Source organism: Streptomyces sp. NPDC085931, from assembly GCF_044540565.1.
In the GTDB taxonomy this organism is placed as follows: Bacteria; Actinomycetota; Actinomycetes; order Streptomycetales; family Streptomycetaceae; genus Streptomyces.
Window position 1 is genome coordinate 45184 of the sequence record NZ_JBITSK010000019.1, and the last position, 15922, is coordinate 61105.

Genomic DNA, 15922 nt, shown 5'->3' on the forward strand with positions numbered 1-15922 from the left:
GGCGCGAAGGTCAGTCAAACAGAAAGCCCGCCGTATTTCCTCCCGGGGAAAACGGCGGGCTTTCCTGTTGCCTGTTCCTGGTTTGTGTATCCAGCGCGTGGATGCATGTCATTCATCACCTCGATGGCGGATCGTTCTTCGCCGTTTTTCAATTGAAATTTCAGCGGCCGTTTCAAACCCGCGAACTGCATCCTGGCTGTTCGTGGAGGGTTTCCCGAGAAAATGCTGCAGGCGGGTTGACCCGACTGAGAACAACACCTAGCTTTATCGTTCATTGAATTGTGCGCTTCTTCTAATCCCCGGTCTTCTCCGGCTTGGCATTCGCTCGCCTCGGGACGTGTCCAGCGAATGCTTCGGAAAAGCGGCAATTCCCCCATTGCTGGGGCCGGCCGTGAACCTGACCCCTCGGCCGGTCCCCTCCCCACTCGCGGCAGCCCTTCACCGGGCAGCCGCCCCATCCGCCCGGAGAGCCGCTGTGAACAGACGCAACTTCCTCTCGGCCGCCACTTTCACCGCCCTGGCCATGACTATGGCTCCGGCCATGAGCGACCAGGCAGCCGCTGCCTCCGGCACCACCCCGCGGCAGCGAGCCGACGCCCTGCTCGCAAAGATGACGGCGGCGGAGAAGGAGGCCCTCGTCCGGTGCGACTTCCCAGCCGTCGCCCACCTGGGCATCCCGGCGCTCGCCATGGTCGACGCCTCAGCCGGGCTCCGGGGCGAGAAGGGCGTCACCGCCTTCCCCGTGCCCGTCGCTCAGGCCGCTTCCTTCGACGAGGACCTGGCATCCCGTATCGGTCGCGCCATCGGCGCGGAAGGACGCGCCAAGGGCTACAACAACCTGCTCGGCCCCACCGTCGACCTCACCCGCACCTGGCACTTCGGGCGCCAGGCCGAGGCGATGGGTGAGGACCCACTGCTGGCCGGCCGCCTCGGCGCGGCCCTCACCGTCGGCATGCAGAGCCGGAACGTGACGGCCACCGTCAAGCACTTCGCCGCCTACACGCAGGAAACGAACCGCTTCTTCACCGACACCAAGGTGTCCGACCGCGCTCTGCACGAGATCTACCAGGCGCCCTTCCGCCGCGTCATCGCAGCCGCACCGGCCACCTCCGTGATGCTGGCCTACCCGAAGATCAACGGCACCTTCGCGACCGAACACCCCGCCCTGTTCAACGACGTCAAGAACCGGATCGGTCTGCAGGGCTACACCGTGCCCGACTTCTGGGCCGGCGCCGACCAGATCGCCGCCGCCCGAGCCGGCATGGACCTCGCCGGACTGGGCCCCGGTGCCGTCAAGATCCCCGCGGGGGCCCTCACCGGAGGTGCGATACCCAGCTCGCGCCTCGACGACGCGGCCCGCCGCATCCTGGTCACGATGTTCGCCAACGGACTGTTCGACCATCCCGTGCCCGCCCCGGCTGCGGACGCCAGCACCCCGGAGCACCGAAGCCTCGCCCACGAAGCCGCGATCGCCTCCACGGTGCTGCTCCACAACCGCTCCGCGGCGCTTCCCCTGCCCGCGGCGCTGACCTCGCTGGCCGTCATCGGCCCCGCCGGCACAGACGCCTTCCCCGGCGTCTCCGGCTCCACCTACGTCGACCCCGGCACCTGGACCACCCCCCTGCAAGCGATCCGTGCCCGTGCCGGCGGCTCCGTCAAGGTCACGCACGCACAAGGCACCAAGGGCGATGTCCCCCTGACCACCATCCCATCGTCAGCCCTGCGCACGGCCAACGAGACAGCCGGCCTGACGGGAACCTACTTCGCAGGCGCCGACGCCACCGGCACGGTCCTCACCACCCGCACCGACGCGACGGTCGACTTCACCACCACTCCCGTTGACGGCCTGCCCGGCGTCTGGTCCGCGAAATGGACCGGCACCCTCACTCCGACCGTCACCGGCCTGCACCGCTTCTCCCTGCTCCCCGCAGGAACCGCCACGCTCAAGATCAACGGCACGACCGTCGTCTCCGGCACCCGGCAGATGCGCCGCTTCTTCCTCGGCCCCTACGACTATCCCCTCCACGGCACCGCCGAACTGACCGCCGGGCGCCCCGTCCCCGTCGAACTGACCTACACCAACGCCACCGCCGAACCCGGCACCTGCGGCCTCACCCTCGGCTGGCAACCCGACTCCCTCATCCCCGCAGCGGTGGCGGCAGCCCGCACCGCCGACGCCGCGGTCGTCTTCGTCAACCGAGTCGCCGGCGAGGCGATGGATCACGAGCGCCTCGAACTGCCCGGAGACCAGAACCGACTCGTCTCCGCTGTCGCCGCCGTCAATCCACGCACGATCGTCGTCCTCAACACCGACGGACCTGTCGCCACGCCCTGGCTGGATGACGTGGAAGCCGTCATCCAGGCCTGGTACGGAGGCCGCGCCATGGGTACCGCCCTCGCCGCCGTCCTCTTCGGCGACGCCGACCCCTCCGGCCGCCTGCCCGTCACCTTCCCCGCCGACGCCGGCCAGGGACCGGGCACCACCCCCGCGACGTACCCCGGGACGAACGGCGCCGTCTCCTACGACGAGGGCATCGCCATCGGATACCGCTACTACGACGCCAAGGGCCAGCAGCCGCGCTTCCCCTTCGGTCACGGCCTGTCCTACACCACCTTCACCCACGGCTCACTCGAAGCCACCTACGACCGGACGGCCAAGCACCTCACCCTCAGCGTCACAGTCACCAACACGGGCCGCCGTCAGGGAACCGACGTCGTCCAGGTCTACGCCACCCTGCCGGCAACGGCGGACGCCGAACCCCGCCGCCTCGTCGCCTTCCACAAGATCACACTGCCCCCTGCCGCATCCCAGCGGATCACCCTCACCATCCCCGCGCAGGACCTCACGGTCTGGAAGGCGGGTACCTGGACGCTCGTGCCCGGCTCCTACACGCTCGCGACCGCCCGCTCCTCCCGCGACCTGACCGCGCAGCGAACCGTGACCATCGGCTGACCACAACCAGGCCCCTCCGCGTCACGCCCCCGCACCCGCGCGGGCGTGACGCACAGTCACACCCTCATTCCCCGTACTCCCTCGGCTCCCGCCGGCCGTGAGCCGCGCTCATCCCATCGGAGTCCACCCGTGTCAGTCACCGCCTACCTCTGCCGTTCCGCACTCGCAGTCACCGGCGCAACCGCACTGCTGGCCGGTTGCACCTTCGCGGACACAACCGACCACGACACGGCCGTCACCATCATGGCCAGCAACACCGACAAAGCCGCTATGACCAGCGTCATCGCTGCCTTCCAGCGCCACAACCCTGACATCCGCATCAAGGTCAGCTTCGCTGACATCAACACCCTCCAGAAAGCCATTCCCCACAAACTCCGAACCGACAAGGCACCCGACATCTTCACCGTCTGGCCCGGCAGCGGAAATCCGGCCTCCGTCGCCACTCTCGAACGGGACAACCTGCTGGAGGAACTGAACCTGCGCCCGTTCAGCCGAACCGTCCCACAAGGCGTCAAACCCGTGACCGACGTCCTCGGAATCACCTACGTGGTGCCCATGAGTTTCAGCGCAATCGGTGCCATCTACTCCCAGCGGACGCTCGACAAGATCGGCGGCTCCGCACCCACCACCTGGAGCGAACTCCTCCACCTGTGTGACACCGCTGAACAGCATGGCAAGGTGCTCTTCGCACTCGGCAACGCCACACCGTGGGTCACGCAACTCGTCGCCTACGCCCTCGTGGCCACGACCGTCTATTCCGACCAGCCCGACTTCGACGAACAGATGGCCCTGGGCAAACAGACCTTCGCCGAATCCGGCTGGCGCACCGCTCTGGAGAAATACCTTCAGATGAACGATCGCGGCTGCTTCAGCCGCCAGCCCTTGGACACCACGTACGAGGATGCTGTGGAACAGGTGGCGGAAGGCCGGGCAGTCGGTATGGTGCAGGTCGCCAGTACGCTCTCCGTTCTCCAGGCCACTGCGCCTAACCTGCATTTGCGCATGGACGCGCTGCCGGCCACCGACGATCCAGGGCAGACCCGGATGCCCGGCGCTGTGTCGGCCGCCTACGGGCTGAACACCAACACACCGCACCGCGAGGCCGCGATGAAATTCATCGACTTCCTGGGCTCGCTTGAAGGGCAAAACCTCTACAACCGCACCGGGGCCACCATCCCCGCCCTTCCGAATGACTCCTTCGACGTCAGCCGTGTGGTCAAGGAAGTCGCCGAACGTCAGAAGGCCGCCACCACCGTTCCCTTCATGGATCAACGCTGGCCCAATTCCGGCGTCCAGCAGACCCACTTCGAGCAGATCGAGAAACTGTTCGCCAAGAAGGCGAACATCGACGAGGCTCTAAAGGCACTGGATCTCAGCTACCAGGAAGAAAACTGACCAGGAAAGCCCGGGAGCAGGTTGTCGGCCGCGTCGGCGTGCTCGCGACGCTCCTGCCCGCCACCATCCAGCCCCAGCTCCACGGGCAAACCGGCATGCCTGCGGAGGCCCTGGAGCAGATCATTGAGGCCAAGCGGGAGCACCGCGAGCCACCAGCCCTGCCGGAGCCGGAGGCGGAGGGGGAGCCGGGCCAGATCGTCGACCTCATGGCTGCCCTGACTCAGTCCGTGCAGAAGGCACGAGCGGACCGTGGCGAGGACGCCGACGTCCACGACATGCCCCAGAAGAAGACGGCGAAGAAGCAACCCGCCAAGAAAACCGCAACGAAAAAGACGCCAGGGCGCAAACCGTGCAAGAGCGACGCCCGCATCCACGGTCATGCCTCGCTGCCCTACAGCGACTGGCGACGAGCGTCGTGTCGGGCTGGAGGCGAAGGGTCTCGCCCCGGAAGGACCGTGCCTCCAGCCAGCTAGACGGAAAACCTTGAACTTCGGTGACGGCCGGTAGAGTGACGGCTGGATGCCATATCCCGCTGTTGACCTGCGCTTCGACCATGTCCTTCGCTGACGTGCTTTCCGTTCTGACCAACTGAATCGACCTGGCTGTCTCTACCGCGGAGGGCCAGAGCCGGTGAACCTTCTCGGTCACGGCACTACCAGCCGTCATCGTCTTCGGCTTCAGCGAGCCGCTCCTCCTCTGCGAGCCGCCGCATGTCCTCGTCGATGCGCGTCGGTGCGGGCTGATTCGAGCGAGTCACCTTCGCCAGCCACATCGGATCAGGGCGGAGCGGCCGATGTGGCGCACCCGCTGGTGGGTGCCCGACGGCCATCAGCCCCCGCCGCTCCTGCTGACGACCCGGCCCTGCCCACCGAACGCACCGCATAGCCTCGGACCGAGATCACCGAGCGGCCGTCGATGCACCACTTCAGCGGACGTGACCCGGCCCACCGGTCAGTGCTGCCCCATGGGGGCCGGCAAGGTGGCAGTTGAGCCAAGACATCGCAGATTTACCGCACGGTCCTGGCATAGCCACCTGCACTCATGCCGAACTCCCGCCGAAAGTGCCGGTTGAGCTGGCTCTGGTCACAGTAACCAAGCTCGGCGGCGGTCTCTGCCACGGATCGTCCCGCTGCCAGCATGGACTTAGCGCCGGCCAAGCGCAACAGGGTCCGGTAATGGTGCGGTGGAACCCCGTAGGCCTGCCGGAAACTCCTGATCAAATGGCGTTTGCTGCAACCGGCGACTGCCGCGAGGTCGTCGAGTCTGATGTTGGAGTTCAGTTGGCTGTGGAGCATCTCTCGTACCTGACGAAGCGCTCGAGGACGAAGCGTAGGACTCACTGCGCCGGGAGCATCCGCATGCCTGGCGAGCAGAACGTTCAGCAAGCGAATCAGCGACGACTCGAGATCCAACTCGTCCTCGCCGTGCGCCAAACCCCTGTGTAGCGCAGCAATGCCATTGAAGAGGCCGGGGTCTGCATAGGTCGTCTTGTGAAAGCGCGGCCGATCTGTGCCGACTGGCATCAGATCGGCGTCAAGGAACATCAGGTGCAGGATGGCCTGGCCGTCAGCGGCGGCTTTGTGCTGATTGAGGCAGCTCACGACCTCATGGGGCTCGACCACCGTCACCGTGCCAGGAACAGGGGGGCCCTGGGTCCGCCCGAGGTACTGAAAAGGGGGCGCAGAACCGCCATGCGTGATCTTGATGGTGAACCCGCCGTGCACAGCGGTCGGGAAGTCATGATCGGCAACGCGTACAACCAGGCTCTCGACTCCGAACCGCACTCTCCTGCGGCGCGCATCGACTGCGGACTCAATCATGTCATTTTCGCCCTAGTTCGGTTCGTTCAGTTGATCTTACAGTTCCCGGCAAGACAAGTGCAGCCGTCGGGCTAGGGAGACATGACAGTCGACGGTTGAGCCAGTCGCCCTCCCCCTGCCGTCAGACCACGGGACGAACACCTGACGAGATCTGTGCACCGTTGCGGAGATCACCGTCCACACCACCCCAGGTGCCGGGCGGCCGTTGCTGGCCATGGTCCCTCAGGCTCGCGGCCACGACCGCCAGTTCCATGCCTACCGCCAGTGACGACAGGCGCCATGTCAACACCGATCTCGAAAGGGCTCCGATGAGCAAGCCGTACAGCGACGCCGCCAACATCCCGGTCAACGCGTCGCAACCCGTCCTCACCTACCACCCGGTCACCCTCGACGTTCCCGGCCGGCCCGTGCCGCTGGAAGTCAAGGTGTCGATCCCCGCGACCGGCACCGACCTGCCGCTCATCCTCCTGTCCCACGGGCACGGGCTGGCGAACTTCCTGTCCTCCTACAACGGCTACGGGCCGCTGGCGAACTTCTTCGCCGCCCATGGGTTCGCGGTCATCCAGCCGACCCACCTGGACTCGACGGCCCTCGGTCTGCGCGACACCGACCTCGAGGACGCGCCCCTGTTCTGGCGTGACCGCGCCACCGACATGCACAACATCCTCGACCGCCTCGACGACATCGAGGCCGCCGTCCCTGGTCTTGCCGAACGGCGGATCGACAGGGACCGTGTCGGTGCCGTAGGACACTCCCTGGGCGGCAACACCGTCTCGCTGCTCCTCGGTGCCCAGATGCTGGACCCGGACGACGAGCGGCCGAAAGACCTCTCCGACTCCCGTGTCAAGGCGGGAGTGCTCATCGGAGCTCCGGGCATCGGCAACGACGAGCACTTCGCCGAGTGGGCCAGGACCAACTACCCGGTGCTGTATTACACCGACTTCGAGCAGATGACAGGCACCGGCCTGATCATCGTGGGCGATCAGGACCTCAACCCCAACTTCTCCAACCGGCTCAGCTACCGTGCTGACGCCTACTCGGCCAGCCCCGGCGGCAACAAAACCATGGTGACCATGTACGGCGCTGGTCACATCTTCGGTGGCATATCCGGATACGACGCGGCAGAGACGGACGACGAAAATCCCGAGCGTGTGGCGACTCTGCGGGCTCTCGTGTGGGCCTACTTGCGCAGCCAGCTCTACTCGGCCGATCTGTCCTGGAAGAACGCGGTGAACGCCCTGGAGAACGATGAAGACCCGATGGCCAAGGTCGAAACGAGGTAGTTCCCCGAAGGCGGCGGCCGCACGACGGCCGCCGCTCACCGCACTTCATCGCACCGAGACCTTCCTACCGTCCGGACAGTGAGGGCACGGCTGTGTACTGCGGGTACACCGTCGAACACTTCGGCCTGCGCACGGCCTCTTGTCGACCAACAAGCAATGAGCACGGCGGAGATGATCGACTCCTTGGCGTACTCGCGGCAGTAAGGGCTGCCCATGCGGGGCAAGCGGCCGTAGGCGGCGATCCCGGTCAGTGAGAACAGGACCGCTGGCGCTGGGCGATCTCCCGCAGCGTGGTTACCCCGGTCGCGACCCACCCGGTGAGCACCGGCTGGAGTGGGCAGGCCGAGGGCCGGCGTGTTTGGTCGCTCAGGCCTCGTCAAGGGCTTCGAGCAGGCGCTCGTACGCCGTCTTCGGCCGCAGGGCCGCGTCCCACGGCAGGGAGTCGGCCGTGCGCGGGGGATAGGTCTCGGTGTCGGTGGTGGAGCCGTAGCGGTCGGTGAATCCCCATGTGGAGAACGAGGTGCAGTTCGGCTCTTCCAGGCAGACCCGCAGCTTGCCCGCCATCTCGTCGGCCTGGGTCTGCCGTCCGTTCTCTTCGTCCTCACCGATGGGGACGTCCATCTCCGACACCCGTGCCTGAACGCCGAGGTCCGCCAGGTCCTGTACATGGCTGCGGAAGGTTTCCGGGTCGATGCGGTCGGCGGGTGCGTACTCGTGGTTCTGGAAGCCCACGCCGTCGATGGGTACGCCGCGCTCCTTGAGCCGCTCGACCAGATCGTAAAGGGCGTCCCACCGCTCGCCTTCCTCCTCGATGCCGTACTCGTTGAGGAACAGCCGTGCCGTCGGATCGGCCCGGTGGGCGGCTTTGAACGCCTCGTCGATGTACTCCTCGCCCATGGCCTCGAACCACGGGCTCTGCTCGGAGCGCAGACCGAGGTCCCCGTTGGTGTAGCTCTTGTCGTCGTCGGACATGGGCTCGTTGACCACATCCCATTCCGCGACCTTCCCCTTGAAGTGCCCGGCGACCATGGCGATGTGCGAGAGCATGGTCCGGCGCACCTGTTCGGGGTCGTCGTTGACCCGCATCCAGTGGGGCAGAGCTTCGTGCCAGACGAGGGTGTGCGCGTGCACCTTCATGTCGTTCGCGCGGGCGAAGCGTACGAGTAGGTCCGCGTCGCGGAAGTCGTAGACGTCTCTGCGTGGGTGGAGGAACTGTGGCTTGAACGCGTTCTCCGGAGTGAGCATGGAGAACTGGCTCCCCGCGAGCGCCCGGTAGCGTGAGTCGGTGAGCAGCGGGTTCTCGGCCAGGGCGGTGCCGACGTCGAACGGCCGCCCCACGTCTGCGGCCCGCGCACGAAGCGAGTCGTCGGACTGCTCCTGGCGTAGCTGCGGCGCTTTGATCACCCGGAGCGAGTCACCGCTTGCTGCCCGCGCGATCAGCTGGGTCAGACGCCACCCCTCGCGCCGCTCGTCTTCGCCCGCCTCGGCCTCCAGACCGAACCAGACAGTGCCCTCGGCGAACACCCCCGGGTCCCGCACGGTTCCCAGCCGCCGCCCGTCGGCTGTCACGCGGAAGGTGTCACCGATGCTCGACACGGCGAGCGTCACCGTCCCGGAGCAGCCGCAGTCGAAATCCTCGGAGGTGGCCGGCTCATCGCCCTCGCCGTCCCAGATCTGTACCTTCACGTGTCCGTCGGCGGTCACGCCGACGCGGAGTGAGGGCCGCTCCTGCCGCCACTCGTCGTAGATGACCGGTACCCGTCCATACAGCCGCAGCCACGAGTCGCCGCCATCGTCACCCACACCGGACATGCGCGCGGTGACGGTGAAGTCGCCATCGGACTCAAGATGCGGGCCGGCCAGGTTCACCGGGGGGTTGGGCTGGCCGCCGGAGGAGTCCTGCTCCACGATGTGCCGATCCAACGCGCTGACCCGCAGGATGCCGTTGCGTGCGGTGGTGCCCGGCAGCTGTGTCCAGTCGTGGTTGCGCAGCAGGTCTTCGTCGTTCTCTCCGCCCGCGCCTTCGCCCTGCCCCGTACACCCGGCCGCCACCGCCATGACGAGCACCACGGCGGTCAGTCGCTGCCACAACCCCCCACCAAGGTCCACGGTCCCTCTCACTTTCTTGTGCGAGACGCGATCAGCGTCTCGCGAGCGCACCACAGTTCATCACATGTGAGGTACGGCCGTTCATCCCACGTGAGGTGCGACGGCCTTGGGTGGCACGAACAAGGCCCGGATCGAGGGCGGCGAGACGTTCCGCGGCCAGAAGCCCTCCAACCGGTGGTGCGGAGCCTCGTCGCCAGCACCCGTGCCGCCCGGTGAACTCCGATCGGATGGTGTGGCGACGACCACCGACCAACCAACCCTGCAAGGGATGGTCAAGACGACGACGGACGCCCGCCGGGGCTTGGCCTTCAGACCGCCGACAAGAGGGCCTTCCTCACGGTGGTTCAAGCCCGTGCGCACATCCGCGCGCGGGTCGGACGACCACCGATCCGTCGGCAGGCCGGAGGGACGAGGACACGGTGCCAGCCCCCGACCGGTCCGCCCCGTCCCGCAGCCTCGCGCGGCCGCGATCCTGGAGCGCGACCCCGCACATCGCCGCCCGGCCTGGCCGCGCCCGTCGCGTCAACTGCTGGGCAAGCCCTGGGGGATGGCGGTGCTCGCCGGCCTGCCCATCGAAGCAGGTCATGAGGCGATCGCCCTGACGGCGACCGACCGGCACGGGCTCTCCACCCGGACCCTGGTGCCGGCGCGGCCGGCGGAGCAGACGTGGGCCGGCACCATTGCCGGCGATGACCTGCGGGCCGCTGTCTCCACGGTCCGGCGCAGTGCGCTGGTCCACATCGAAAGCGGTGCCCCACGGGATCTGGCTACGCATGCCCGAGCGGGAGGACCGGCACTGCCACGGTCACGTACACGCCTGACATAGGCCGGTCGGCCCTGCCCCACGTGCGTTCCAGCGCGGTCTGGCAGCCCTCGCGCAGTGGGTCGAACGAGAAGGCGCGAATCGGCCTGTTCCGCGGAGCGCGGTCAAAATCTTGCCCGACGGAACCGAAACCAAGCTGGGCAACTCAGGTGAGAAACAAGGAAGATCTACACCCGACCACGCGGCTCGCTGGGTCAGGCCCAGCCGGGAAACCGTCGCCGGTTCGTGACCTAGGAGCCTGGCGTCCTGAGGAACCGTCACCCGGCATCATCGCCGGGCGACGGGATCTCAAGTCAGGGAGCCCGTGCGGTGCGCCGTTACTTCTTCACCAGTCCCTTTGTTACGAGGCTCCGTGCGGCAGCGATCACCGCATCGTGTGCGGGGCGCGGCTGCCAACCTAGGATGTGACGGGCCTTCGCATTGGACGGTCGCCTGACGTAACCGAGTTCCGGCAGGATGTGCCGCATCTCCGGGTTGAAGAGGGTTCCGGCCCGCACCACGGCGCTCGGAATTGCGCGCTTGGGCACGTGCGGAGCTGCCGCGCCGAGGTCAGCCCTGATCCATGCTCCGAGATCCTTCATGGCGATCGCGGGGCCGTTCGCGAGCAGGAAGCGCTCGCCTGCGGCTCGCTTCTCCGTCATTGCCAGAATGTGCGCGGTGGCGACGTCGCGTACGTCAACGACCGGGAAGTAGAGGTCGGGGAAGCCGGGAATGTCGCCGTCGAGGATCCTCTTCACCAGCATGTTGGAACCGGAGACGTCGTGGCCGAGGGCAGGCCCCATGACGGCCACGGGCAGCATGGTGACGAGCTCCGTCGGCCCTCCCTCGGACCGCACGAATTCCCAGGCAGCACGCTCGGCGAGGGTCTTGCTGGCCCCGTAAGGATCGACGTCGGGGGAGTCGACGACTGTCCAGTCGGCCTCGGTGAAGACGCGGTCGTCGTGTGGATGGCCCCAGCCGACGGCATGGAACGCCGAAGTGAGCACCACGCGTGCGACTCCGGCGTCGCGTGCTGCGCGCAGTACGCGCAGGGTGCCTTCGCGGGCCGGAATGATGAGGTCATCCCCGTTGTCCACGACTCCGGGGCGTACTGGCGAAGCGACGTGAAGTACGAAGTCCGTGTCGGCAACGGCTGCTGGCCACCCGGCGTCGTCCATCAGGTCGGCCTCGACGAATGTCAGGGCGTCGCCGTTCCGCATCCCGGCGTCGGCCAGGACGGATCGGACGGTGGCCTCGCGGCTCAGGGACCGGATCGTGGTACGGACGAGATAGCCCTGCTGGAGGAGTTGGAGGATGCAGTGACCGGCGATGAATCCGGAGCCACCAGTGACAAGTACGCGCTTTTGACTCATGTATCGATCTTCGCTGAGCTGGGGGAATCAGCCAGTTCCTCGGCTTCCCTGGTAGCAGCGGGGACAGGCTGAAGCGCGAGCGGATGGCTACCCTGGAGATATGGACGATCAACCGAATGCGCTGGGAAACTTCCTACGTGCCCGACGCGACCTCATTACGCCGGAAAAGGTCGGCATTGCCATGTCTGGTACGCGGCGAGTTCCTGGGCTGCGTCGCGAAGAGGTCGCGATGCTTGCGGGTGTCAGCGCCCAGTATTATCTGCGCTTGGAACAGGGACGTGACCGCAGGCCGTCCGCTCAAGTCCTCGAATCCATTGCACATGCTCTTCTGCTGGATGACGAGGCGCGTGATTACCTTGCCGCTCTCGCTACTGACCGGCCTCGCCGCCGTCGGAGCCAGTCAGCAGTCAAGGAGACTGTTCCGTCCGGAACCTCCAAGCTCCTTCGCACCCTTGGTCAGCCAGCATTCGTGGAGGGGCGCTATATGGACGTGCTTGCGGCCAACTCGCTTGCCGTCGCGTTTTCTCCGCAGCTCACAGTTGGCGCCAACCGCCTGCGTGATCTTTTTCTCAATCCTGCCGAGCAGGCTTTCTTCTCGGACTGGGAGGGTGCGACCCGGCAATTCATCGCAGGTTTCCGGAATTCTGTCGGGGCTGATATAAACGACCCCCGGTTCATCGAACTCGTCGGAGAACTGTCTCTGGCCAGTCCGCGCTTCCGTGCCCTGTGGGCGCGTCAGGACGTGAAAAAGCTCCAGGGGGGACGTATGCGCTCCGATCACCCGCAAGTGGGTTCGCTGGACCTGAACCATGAAAAGCTGGCAATCCCCGGGGCAGGGAACATGATGCTCGTCATCCTGCACCCGGACCCCCAGAGCCAGGACGCTGAGAAGCTCTCGCTCCTGGCCTCGGCGTCGCTCGAATCACCTCACCCCGAGGAACTCGGCGCCCGATCACACGAAGCGTGAGAGCCGTTCTTGAAAACTGCCTCCCTCGTCGACGATCCCGGTGACAGCCCGTCTGCACCACCTCAGTGCCCCTCCCTCGACGGCCCGCTCACCTTCACCGGCGGGCCCACTGCCGAGGTTGTCGGGCGACGGCGCCGACGGGGTCCTCGGCCACGACGGCGCGCAGCGCGCCATCCGTGGCGGAGGGGGTGGCAAGGGCCCGTTGCGTGGAGTTCTCCGGGAATGTGTCGAGGGGGCGCCGGCCAGGCCGAGCGCCTGATGGAGCGGTCCGGACGACACCTGATCTGTCCCGGACGTGCGAGTCGTCGACTGCGGCGTCCTCCATGTCCGGCAGGCCGGCTTGGCGGAGTTCCGCGAGGAGGATTTCGTGCAGGCGGGGCCGGACGCCGACCTCGGTCCAGTCCCGCAGGCGCCGCCAGCGCGTCACCCCGCTGCAGCCGATCGTCTCGGTCGGCGCATCCGCCCAGGTCACACCCGTGCGCAAGACGCAGATGATCCCGCACAGAGCCGCACGGACATCCACCGGCAGGCGGGCCGGATACCGCCGACGCCGCGGCGGACGAGGAGGGAGCAGCGGCGCGACACTTCCCACAGATCGTCAGGCACAAGATCATCCGACACCTGGACCACTGTGCCGCCACCGGATCCGATCGCCAAGCCCTCACACCGAACTCATCCCGAAGAAATCACTGAAGGGTGTCCGCGCCTGCGTCAAATGCCTCCCTGTGTCGTTCGACCTCGGGGAGGTGGTCGGCGGTCCAGGAGCGCAGGATCGAGAAGGGCTCCTCCAGCGTGCGGCCCAGCGGTGTGATCCGGTACTCCACCGCAACGGGGCGTTGCATCAGTACCCGGCGCTCGACCAGGCCGTTGCGTTCCAACCGTCGCAGTGCCTGCGTCAGCGATTTTTGAGTGATGCCATCGAGTTCTCTCTTGAGCTCGTTGAAGCGTCGCGGCTGTCGGCACAACGCGGCCAGCAGCAGATGACCCCACTTGTCCAGCAGTTGATCCAGGAGTTCGCGCTGCGGGCCAACGATGGTCTCGTGACCGTCCCTATCTTCGCGGATACCAGGTTTCTTTGAAGTACCTGCCATGCACCAGGTATACCAGAGATACCGGCAACCCGAAGGAATCTCATGACCGAACGGTCCCTGCCCAGCCTCGCTCTCAAGCGCCAGGACGGAGTGCTTTGGGTCTCGATCGATGTTCCGCCCGTCAACCTGATGACGGCGCAGCTCATGCTCGACCTGGACGCCGTCGCCGCATCGGCCGAGAATGATCCCGATCTGCACGTCATCGTGGTCCAGAGCGCTAATCCGGAGTTCTTCCTGGCGCACGGCGACCTGTCATTCGTGGAGGACCCCGCGACCTACGCCGCTCTCCCGGTCGCGGAGGAGACGCTTGTCGGGACGGGCCCGATGATGCGGCTTCATGAACGCTGGCGGCGTCTGCCTCAGACCACCATCGCCAAGGTCGCGGGACTCGCCCGTGGCGGTGGAGCCGAGCTGGTCTCCAGCCTGGATCTGCGATTCGCGGCCCTCGAGACTGCGGCGTTCGGCCAGTTCGAAGCATTGATCGGCATCGTCCCCGGAGCCGGTGCAACTGCCCACCTGCCCCGCCTCGTGGGTCGCGCTCGCGCTCTCGAGATCGTGCTGACGGGCGGGCTCGTCGACGCGGCGACTGCCGAGCGGTGGGGTTGGGTGAACCGAGCTCTGCCCGCCGCAGAACTGGATGAATATGTTGAGTGGGTCGCACTGGCCATCGCGTCTCTGCCCGACGGTGTCCGCGCCGCGGCTACCGAAGCAATCGACGCGGCCGACGGCACGCTGGAGGACGCACTGCGCGCGGAAAACCGCCTGCTCGGCGAAACGTTCACTCCCGCGGCTGGAGAGCTTGCCCGGGCAGCGCTCGCGGCCGGGGTTCACACGCGCGAGGTGGAGCTGAACCTCGAAAAGGTCCTGCGCGCGAACCTCGTCCGGCATTCCTAACGAATCGCCCTGCGCGGGTGCAGGGCAGGAGTTGTCCGTACGGTCCGTTTGGTCATTCGGGTCGAACGGCTCGCACGTTCGAGCCCTCATAGGAGGGCTCACACCGGGCCTTCGACGGTGGACCGCGCACGGCCGGGCAGCGAACGCCATCTGATCGTCGACCGATGCGGCACCCCGCCCGCCGTCACCCTGACTGGCGGAATCAGGCACGACGTCACCCAGTTGACACCCCTGCTGGACGCACCCCCCGCGCCGGGGAGTTGGCGGACGACCGGGGCACCGGCCCGGCCGCGCTCGACGAAGAGTGCTTCGAGAGCTGGACGCCGCCGCCAGTACGACCAGCCGGTCAGGTCACTCTCGGCCTGGTGGAGCAGGTCGAGGGCGACGTAAGGCAGACCCGCCTCCCAAGGCGCAACCTGCCGCCATAACGTTCACGTTATCGAACACCGGACATCTTCTATCACCGGCTGGCTGACACCCCGCGCTGACCGTGTGATAGTCGGTCGACGGGCCATCGCCTGGTGACTCAGGCGGCAAGCCCAGGAAGCAGCAATCCGTCTGCAAATCAGAGACGCATGCCGAAGCAACAGTGACTTTCAGAAGGAGGAGACGTGCGGAGAGCCGTATTGGGCTTGTTCGTCGCCCTGACGGCCGTGCTCGCGGCAGCACCCCTTGCCGGCGCCGGTCACGCCGAAACCGTCGCCTGCTGCGGCCCGCTCCCGCCCAGCTGGCCGTAACGGGCACTCGGCGACGGGCTGAATGAGCCTGCCCGGCTGTGCTCGCGGTACCACCGTTCATCAGCGCCAACCCGACTCAGCCTGTCGCCTGCTGCGGTCCGTTCCTGTTCGGCCCTTCGTGGGGCGCAGGGCAGCAGCTTTCTCCGGCTCACTTTCACATCCGCAAGGAGATGCCATGCGTAAGGCCGTGCTCGGCTTGGTCGTGGCACTGGCAGCGGTGCTCGCGGTAACGCCGCTCGCCGGAGCCGGCCAGACGTTGACCGTCGCCTGCTGCGGCCAGCCGCACCCCGGCTGGCCGTAAGGCGCTCGCCACTTGCCTGATCATGCACAGGGTCCGTCGGCTTGCCGGCGGACCCTGTGCCCATCGGTGGGGGTGGCCGACCGTGAGCGTGTGCGCTGTCGTTGCTTCCGCGCCTGCCCCTGACCTTGCCTGCTGCTGAAGGGGGAGCACTCGGGCACCGGGTTGTGGGTGCCGTCCAGTTGCACGCCAGCGCTGTC

General features: G+C 66.8%; 12 protein-coding genes and 4 pseudogenes. 9 read left to right on the forward strand and 7 right to left on the reverse strand.

Going from position 1 to position 15922, the window contains the following annotated elements:
• Positions 1-14: 14 nt before the first annotated feature.
• Entirely contained in the window at positions 15-191 is a 177-nt protein-coding gene (locus tag ACIGAN_RS31550; RefSeq protein WP_399862700.1) for a hypothetical protein, read from the reverse strand.
• A gap of 350 nt (positions 192-541) precedes the next feature.
• Here ACIGAN_RS31550 and ACIGAN_RS31555 point away from each other — a divergent pair, with 350 nt between their 5' ends.
• Both ACIGAN_RS31555 and ACIGAN_RS31560 read left to right on the forward strand, forming a co-directional pair.
• Positions 542-2953: a glycoside hydrolase family 3 protein gene (locus ACIGAN_RS31555; RefSeq protein ID WP_399862701.1), complete on the forward strand. Its 2412-nt coding sequence runs from the start codon at positions 542-544 to the stop codon at positions 2951-2953.
• Between the two features lie 129 nt (positions 2954-3082).
• Positions 3083-4348, forward strand: a complete 1266-nt coding sequence (locus ACIGAN_RS31560) for an ABC transporter substrate-binding protein (protein ID WP_399862703.1) — start codon at positions 3083-3085, stop codon at positions 4346-4348.
• On the opposite strand, the gene ACIGAN_RS31565 is transcribed toward ACIGAN_RS31560, so the two are convergent.
• Positions 4330-4728 carry a hypothetical protein gene (locus ACIGAN_RS31565; RefSeq protein WP_399862705.1) on the reverse strand — a complete coding sequence of 133 codons (399 nt, stop codon included), beginning with the start codon at positions 4726-4728 and terminating at the stop codon, positions 4330-4332. The two genes, ACIGAN_RS31560 and ACIGAN_RS31565, sit on opposite strands and share 19 nt — an antisense overlap.
• A 627-nt stretch (positions 4729-5355) precedes the next feature.
• Entirely contained in the window at positions 5356-6168 is an 813-nt protein-coding gene (locus ACIGAN_RS31570) for a helix-turn-helix domain-containing protein (protein WP_399862707.1), read from the reverse strand.
• 308 nt (positions 6169-6476) lie between these two features.
• On the opposite strand from ACIGAN_RS31570, the gene ACIGAN_RS31575 reads away from it, so the two are divergent.
• Entirely contained in the window at positions 6477-7451 is a 975-nt protein-coding gene (locus tag ACIGAN_RS31575) for an alpha/beta hydrolase family protein (RefSeq protein WP_399862709.1), read from the forward strand.
• Between the two features lie 366 nt (positions 7452-7817).
• Here ACIGAN_RS31575 and ACIGAN_RS31580 read toward each other — a convergent pair whose 3' ends face one another.
• Positions 7818-9560 (reverse strand): endo-1,4-beta-xylanase, encoded by a 1743-nt coding sequence (locus ACIGAN_RS31580; protein ID WP_399862838.1) that lies wholly within the window; start codon positions 9558-9560, stop codon positions 7818-7820.
• 544 nt (positions 9561-10104) lie between these two features.
• Between ACIGAN_RS31580 and ACIGAN_RS31585 the strand changes: the two are divergent.
• Both ACIGAN_RS31585 and ACIGAN_RS31590 read left to right on the forward strand, forming a co-directional pair.
• Positions 10105-10360: pseudogene (locus ACIGAN_RS31585) on the forward strand (transcriptional regulator); the annotation flags it as partial.
• 39 nt (positions 10361-10399) lie between these two features.
• A pseudogene (locus tag ACIGAN_RS31590) lies at positions 10400-10612 on the forward strand (hypothetical protein); the annotation flags it as partial.
• Positions 10613-10700: 88 nt separating this feature from the next.
• Here ACIGAN_RS31590 and ACIGAN_RS31595 read toward each other — a convergent pair.
• Positions 10701-11735 (reverse strand): SDR family oxidoreductase, encoded by a 1035-nt coding sequence (locus ACIGAN_RS31595; RefSeq protein ID WP_399862711.1) that lies wholly within the window; start codon positions 11733-11735, stop codon positions 10701-10703.
• 100 nt (positions 11736-11835) lie between these two features.
• On the opposite strand from ACIGAN_RS31595, the gene ACIGAN_RS31600 reads away from it, so the two are divergent.
• Positions 11836-12702, forward strand: a complete 867-nt coding sequence (locus ACIGAN_RS31600) for a helix-turn-helix domain-containing protein (RefSeq protein WP_399862713.1) — start codon at positions 11836-11838, stop codon at positions 12700-12702.
• A 235-nt stretch (positions 12703-12937) separates the two neighbouring features.
• Here ACIGAN_RS31600 and ACIGAN_RS31605 read toward each other — a convergent pair.
• Both ACIGAN_RS31605 and ACIGAN_RS31610 read right to left on the reverse strand, forming a co-directional pair.
• Positions 12938-13359 (reverse strand): annotated as a pseudogene (locus ACIGAN_RS31605) (transposase); the annotation flags it as partial.
• Between the two features lie 29 nt (positions 13360-13388).
• On the reverse strand, positions 13389-13793 hold the full coding sequence (locus ACIGAN_RS31610) for a winged helix-turn-helix transcriptional regulator (protein WP_399862715.1): 405 nt from the start codon (positions 13791-13793) through the stop codon (positions 13389-13391).
• A gap of 42 nt (positions 13794-13835) precedes the next feature.
• On the opposite strand from ACIGAN_RS31610, the gene ACIGAN_RS31615 reads away from it, so the two are divergent.
• The 3 genes and pseudogenes from ACIGAN_RS31615 (at position 13836) to ACIGAN_RS31625 (ending at position 15725) form a co-directional block, all read left to right on the forward strand.
• A complete protein-coding gene (locus ACIGAN_RS31615; RefSeq protein WP_399862717.1) occupies positions 13836-14687 on the forward strand; it encodes an enoyl-CoA hydratase/isomerase family protein in 852 nt (283 codons plus the stop codon).
• A 64-nt stretch (positions 14688-14751) separates the two neighbouring features.
• Positions 14752-14979: pseudogene (locus ACIGAN_RS31620) on the forward strand (IS5/IS1182 family transposase); the annotation flags it as partial.
• Positions 14980-15599: 620 nt separating this feature from the next.
• The gene (locus tag ACIGAN_RS31625; protein ID WP_399862719.1) at positions 15600-15725 is read left to right on the forward strand and encodes a hypothetical protein; all 126 of its coding nucleotides are present in this window, start codon (positions 15600-15602) and stop codon (positions 15723-15725) included.
• The last annotated feature ends 197 nt before the right edge of the window (positions 15726-15922 follow it).